The organism is Streptomyces beijiangensis (genome assembly GCF_017315755.1).
Classification (GTDB): Bacteria; Actinomycetota; Actinomycetes; order Streptomycetales; family Streptomycetaceae; genus Streptomyces; species Streptomyces beijiangensis.
On record NZ_JAFLRJ010000566.1, the window covers coordinates 1 to 514 of the forward strand.

Annotated in this window: 1 pseudogene; it reads left to right on the forward strand. The window is 76.3% G+C overall.

The window, feature by feature from the left end:
* Nucleotides 1-514, forward strand: a pseudogene (locus J0695_RS36815) (hypothetical protein); the annotation flags it as partial.

The window sequence follows — 514 nt, forward strand, 5'->3', positions numbered from 1 at the left end:
CTCCACGCCGCCCTCAACCCCTCCCCACCCCTCACCCAACGCGCCGTAGGCGGCGGCATCCGCGCGATGATCCCGCTCCAGGCCGCCCTGGCCGCGCGGGCCGGCGCGGTCGGGACCGCCGTCGCGCTCAGCGCCCTCGTCCCCGTCGCCCGCAAGCTCGCTCGGAAGGTGAGCCCCACATGACCCTCCGCCTCGGCTACGGCACCAACGGCCTCACCGACCTCCGCCTCGACGACGCCCTCGCCCTCCTCGCCGATCTCGGTTACGACGGCGTAGGCCTGACTCTCGACCACATGCACCTCGACCCCGTCGGCCCTGGCCTCGGCGCCCGCACCCGCCGCGTCGCCCACGCCCTCGACCGGCTCGGCCTGACCGTCACCGTCGAGACCGGCGCCCGCTACGTACTCGACCCCCGCCGCAAGCACGGCCCCTCCCTGCTCGACCCGGATCCCGACGCCCGCGCCGCCCGCGTCCGGCTGCTGAAGACGGCCGTCCAGGTCGCCGCCGACCTGGG